This is a genomic window from Robiginitalea sp. (assembly GCF_049588695.1).
Lineage (GTDB): Bacteria > Bacteroidota > Bacteroidia > Flavobacteriales > Flavobacteriaceae > Robiginitalea.
The window spans coordinates 1-5,118 of sequence record NZ_JBAVZJ010000636.1 but is presented as its reverse complement, the minus strand read 5'-3'; the positions used below and the strand labels follow the sequence as shown (position 1 = coordinate 5,118).

The 5,118-nt window shown below is 48.4% G+C and carries 5 protein-coding genes and 1 pseudogene; 2 read left to right on the top strand and 4 right to left on the bottom strand.

Annotated features, from left to right (window positions below; genetic code table 11):
* Both pckA and WBV75_RS14570 read right to left on the bottom strand, forming a co-directional pair.
* The coding region (gene pckA, locus WBV75_RS14575; protein ID WP_424121309.1) for a phosphoenolpyruvate carboxykinase (ATP) at positions 1–1,615 on the bottom strand (1,615 nt) is incomplete at its 3' end.
* Positions 1,616–1,680: 65 nt separating this feature from the next.
* Positions 1,681–2,067 (bottom strand): DUF423 domain-containing protein, encoded by a 387-nt coding sequence (locus tag WBV75_RS14570; protein WP_424121308.1) that lies wholly within the window; start codon positions 2,065–2,067, stop codon positions 1,681–1,683.
* A gap of 80 nt (positions 2,068–2,147) precedes the next feature.
* On the opposite strand from WBV75_RS14570, the gene WBV75_RS14565 reads away from it, so the two are divergent.
* Positions 2,148–3,521, top strand: coding sequence for a saccharopine dehydrogenase family protein (locus WBV75_RS14565; RefSeq protein ID WP_424121307.1), 1,374 nt, complete (start codon positions 2,148–2,150; stop codon positions 3,519–3,521).
* Between the two features lie 41 nt (positions 3,522–3,562).
* Positions 3,563–4,033 carry an Lrp/AsnC ligand binding domain-containing protein gene (locus WBV75_RS14560; RefSeq protein ID WP_424121306.1) on the top strand — a complete coding sequence of 157 codons (471 nt, stop codon included), beginning with the start codon at positions 3,563–3,565 and terminating at the stop codon, positions 4,031–4,033.
* Between the two features lie 11 nt (positions 4,034–4,044).
* On the opposite strand, the gene WBV75_RS14555 is transcribed toward WBV75_RS14560, so the two are convergent.
* Positions 4,045–4,740 carry a zinc metallopeptidase gene (locus WBV75_RS14555; protein WP_424121310.1) on the bottom strand — a complete coding sequence of 232 codons (696 nt, stop codon included), beginning with the start codon at positions 4,738–4,740 and terminating at the stop codon, positions 4,045–4,047.
* A gap of 142 nt (positions 4,741–4,882) precedes the next feature.
* Positions 4,883–5,118, bottom strand: a pseudogene (locus WBV75_RS14550) (alanine dehydrogenase); the annotation flags it as partial.

Below are 5,118 nucleotides of genomic sequence, written 5' to 3'. Positions count from 1 at the left end.
AGTATGCATATCGTTGCGGACCGCCCCTTCGAATTTCCTCATTGGCATAGGACTCAAATTTCTTGAAATTTTCCCTGAACGCATTCGACAGTTTAAAGGCAGTGTCGTAATAAGCCTTGTCGTTGTTCCATGTAGCCCTGGGACTCAGGAGGTCGGTTGGCACACCCGGACATTCCCGGGGTTGGGCCACTCCAAAAACAGAGTGAATGTGGTAAGTATCATAAGTGTACAAGCCCAGGGCACCACTCAGCGCAGCGCGAATCATGGCACGGGTGTACTTGAGTTTCATCCGGGTTCCAACCCCATAAGAGCCTCCTGTCCAGCCCGTATTGACCAACCAGACATTCGCCCCGGACTCCTGCATCTTTTTACTCAGCATTTCAGCGTATTTTGTAGGGTGCAGGGGCATAAAAGGAGCTCCGAAACAGGCCGAAAAAGAAGGAACCGGCTCATTGACGCCCGCCTCAGTCCCGGCAACTTTGGCCGTATAGCCGGAAATAAAGTGATAGGCGGCCTGGGCAGGGGTTAACCTGGAGATCGGGGGCAGGACACCAAAAGCATCTGCGGTCAGGAAAAAGACATGTTTGGGATTTTCCCCAATGGAAGGATCCTGACGATTCTCAATATGATAAATCGGGTAACTCACACGGGTGTTTGGAGTGATGGAGGTATCGGCGAAGTCTACCTTCCCGCTTGAATCCATTATGACATTCTCGAGAATTGCCCCTTTCCTGATCGCCCCGTAAATTTCTGGCTCACTCTCCGCTGAAAGATTAATCACTTTGGCATAGCACCCTCCTTCAAAGTTGAAAACAGTATCCTCAGCGGTCCAGCCGTGTTCGTCATCTCCGATGAGTTTCCTGGAGGGATCGGTCGAGAGGGTCGTCTTACCGGTTCCGGACAAACCAAAAAATACAGCGGTCTCCCCATCTTCCCCCACATTTGCGGAACAGTGCATGGGCAGGGTATTTCTAAACACGGGAAGAATGAAATTCAAGGCCGAAAAAATACCTTTTTTGATTTCCCCGGTATAGCCAGTCCCACCTATAAGTACCACCTTCCTGCTAAAATTCAAAATAGCGAAATTGTGTTGGCGGGTACCATCTGTAGCCGAATCGGCATGAAAACCAGGCGCGTTGATAACGGTCCAGTCTGCTTTAAATTCCTCGAGCTCGCGGGCCGTTGGTCGCAAAAACATATTGTATGCAAAATAATTTGACCAGGGGTACTCATTGATCACCCGAACGCCCATTTTATAGTTCTCATCTGAACAGACAAAACAATCCCGTACAAAAAGCTCCCGCTCATTGAGATAGGCGATCACTTTATCGTACAGGGCATCGAATTTATCGGGGTCAAAAGGTTTGTTCACCGGGCCCCACCAGACATGTTCTTCCGTAATTTCATCCCGGACAATAAAACGGTCCTGAGGGGCACGCCCCGTAAACTCCCCCGTATTGACAGCAAGTGCTCCGCTGTCTGCCTCTTTTCCCAATCCGGCATCGAGGGTGCGTTGGTGGAGTGCATCGGGAGATAATTGGTATTGAATGTTTTCAGTGGTCAGTCCATATTCGGATAACGAAATCGATTTCGTTCCAGTGGTAAATGAAGACATAAAATAGAGTTTTGTTTGGGCAAAAATATCAAAATAAAGACATTCCGGGAGCACCTCCACAGAACTTAGTTCAAACCCCTGAAAACACGATAACCAAACACGGCCCAACCCGCAATGAGCAGTACTCCCCCGATGGGAGTAACCCAACCGATTGAACTGAGGTCCAGGCCTGCCAGGGGGGCCGTAGTCAGCGCAAGTATGGAAAATGAAAAAAAGAATACACCCGAAACGACTAAATAGAAAACAGTGCGCTTCTCGTGTTTATTTAAAGAAGCCATGCTCCCGAGGATCAGCAAGAATAGTGCGTGATACATGAGGTAGGTTACCCCTGTCTGGTAGCTGTCCAGGGTATTTGCAGGCAGACGAACCTTCAGGTAGTGTGCCCCAAAGGCACCCAAAATGACGGCGAGCAGCCCAAATATAGTTCCCGTACCCAGAATTGCTTTGTTCATAACTCAGAAGGTTTCCTTTTTAGCAAATGTAACATTTTGATACCTTCGTAAACCATAATCCTTAAACCTTCAGAACTGTTATGGCCCGATGTATCCTGGTTGTTGGAGCCGGAAAATCGACCTCCTATCTTTTGGACTACTTACTGGATAAAACCCGTGAAGAGCGCCTTAAAATTATTATTGCCGATAAGAATCCGGAAGGGATACCGGAGAAACTTCACACCCACCCGGATACACAGGTGATCCGTTTGGACATAGCCGATCAGGCTGCCAGGGGTGCCCAGGTAGCACAAGCGGATATTGTGATTTCAATGCTCCCGCCGAGTTTGCATCTCGAAGTTGCAAAAGACTGCCTGGAAGCAGGTAAAAACCTTATCACGGCTTCTTACATAAGCGAGGGGATGCGTAAAATGGATTCTGCCGTTCGCGAGAAAGGCCTCGTTTTTATGAATGAAATCGGCCTGGATCCGGGTATTGACCATATGAGTGCCATGCAGGTTATCGACCGCATCAAAGCCGCCGGCGGTCGAATGCTGCTCTTTGAATCTTTTACCGGGGGACTGGTGGCGCCCCAAAGTGATGACAACCTGTGGAACTACAAATTTACCTGGAACCCCAGAAATGTCGTCATTGCCGGTCAGGGGGGTGCAGCAAAATTCATACAGGAAGGCACCTATAAATACATTCCGTATCACAAACTCTTCAGACGCACCGAATTTCTTGAAGTCGAGGGCTATGGGGCCTTTGAGGCCTATGCCAACCGCGATTCCCTGAGTTACCGCAAAGCTTACGGTTTGGAAGATACCCTCACCCTATACCGGGGTACCATGCGCCGGATCGGGTTTTCCCGGGCCTGGAATATTTTTGTGCAACTCGGAATGACGGATGACTCCTATCGGATTGAGAATTCAAAAGGAATGTCCTACCGGGAATTCACAAATCTTTTCCTCCCTTATTCTCCCACAGATTCTGTGGAACTCAAATTGCGACACTACCTTAAAATTGACCAGGATGACAACCTTTGGGGGAAACTCCTGGAGCTGCATATCTTCGATTCAGGGCGGAAAATCACTGTAAAAGACGGTAGCCCGGCTCAAATCCTACAGGAAATACTGGAACAGAGTTGGACGTTGCAACCGGAAGACCGGGATATGATTGTAATGTATCACAAATTTGGTTACGAGTTGAATGGACAGCGCCTGCAACTCGATTCCAATATGGTCGTTATAGGCGAATCCGTCCGGCATACCGCTATGGCAAAAACCGTAGGGCTCCCTGTCGGTATCGCTACCTTATTGATTTTAAATGGCCAGATTAAAACCCCGGGAGTACAAATCCCAATCCATCGGGAGGTATACGAACCGGTATTGGAAGCCCTGGAGTCATACGGTATCAGTTTCAGGGAATACGAAAAGCCCTATTTGGGGTATAATCCCGATTCGGTAGGGACCTGAGGTATCGGAATTATCTTAACTTTAGGAACAACCCATCAGGAATGAAGTCGATTGAAAAGCAGACACGGATTGACGGTATCGACAAGAAAATACTGAGATACCTCATGGAGGATGCGCGAACACCGGTTCTGGAAATAGCCAGAAATATCGGTATTTCGGGAGCGGCTATTCACCAGAGGTTGCGAAAACTCGAAAAATCGGGCTTATTGACCGGGTCCCGATTTATACTGAATCCAAAGGCCCTGGGATATACCACTACGGCCTACATAGGAATATTTCTGGATAAAGCCATGAGCAACCCCTATGCCGTGCAACAGTTAAAAAAAATACCCGAAGTCCTGGAATGCCATTACACCACCGGAAACTGGTCCATTCTGATCAAGATCCTCTGCCGGGATAATGAACATCTGATGCAGCTTTTAAACAAAAAAATCCAGCAAATTGAAGGAGTTTCCCGAACAGAAACCTTCATTTCGCTGGATCAGTCAATCGATCGCCAGATCCAGATCTGACAATATTTTCATTAATCCCTGCCCCCAAATATCTGTAAGCCCCAGTAAACCAAATTGGCCAGGGCTCCGATAGCAGCCACCAGATAAGTGCGTGCCGCCCACTTCAAAGCATCTTCTGCCCCCCCGTATTCCTGAGGGGTAACTGTCCCGGTTCGCTTTAACCAGGCCAGCGCCCGGTTGCTCGCGTCGTACTCCACCGGAAGGGTAATAAAACTAAATAAGGTTGCCAGCCCCATCATCACCAGGCCGGCAACAGCAATCCAGTAACCCATTCCCGCACCCGCAGCGGCACCAAGAACAAGGCCTCCAAAAACGAGCCAGGTAGACATCCCGGAGGTTACACTCACAACAGGAACCAATTTTGACCGCAAGTTCAGCCATTCATAGGACTTGGCGTGTTGCACGGCATGGCCACATTCATGGGCGGCAACAGCGGCCGCAGCCGCATTGCGCTGATTGTATACCCCTTCACTGAGGTTAACCGTTTTGTTCTTCGGATTGTAATGATCTGTGAGCATTCCCGGGGTGCTAATCACCTTGACATCCCGGATTCCGTTATCCGCGAGCATTTTCTCCGCGATTTCAGCGCCGCTCATTCCATTTTGCAAATGCACTTTGGAATAGTGCCGGAACTTGCTTTTTAAACGAGAACTAACCCACCAGCTCACCAGCGCAATCCCTCCTATTAAAATATAGTATCCTGTCATACCCATAACTTCAGTTTTGAATTCTTAAAAATACCAAATTCCGAAGTAAAAACCCCAAATAGACCCCCAAACCATCTTATCCCATGTTTTTGGAAATATTTTGAGTAGCCGGAGTATGGATCTTCAGGGTTCTTAAAGTGTTTCAGGCAGGAATCCCTTTAAGGGGGCCAAAAGTATCCAGGATTTCTTCGTAAACCACCTCTCCCTGTACTATATTCAACCCCTTTTCCAAAGCTACATCCTCTGAACAGGCCTTTTCCCAGCCTTTATCGGCCAGGCGCAGCACATAGGGAAGTGTCACATTAGTCAGGGCAAGTGTGGATGTATAGGGCACAGCTCCCGGCATATTTGCTACACAGTAATGAACCACATCATCGA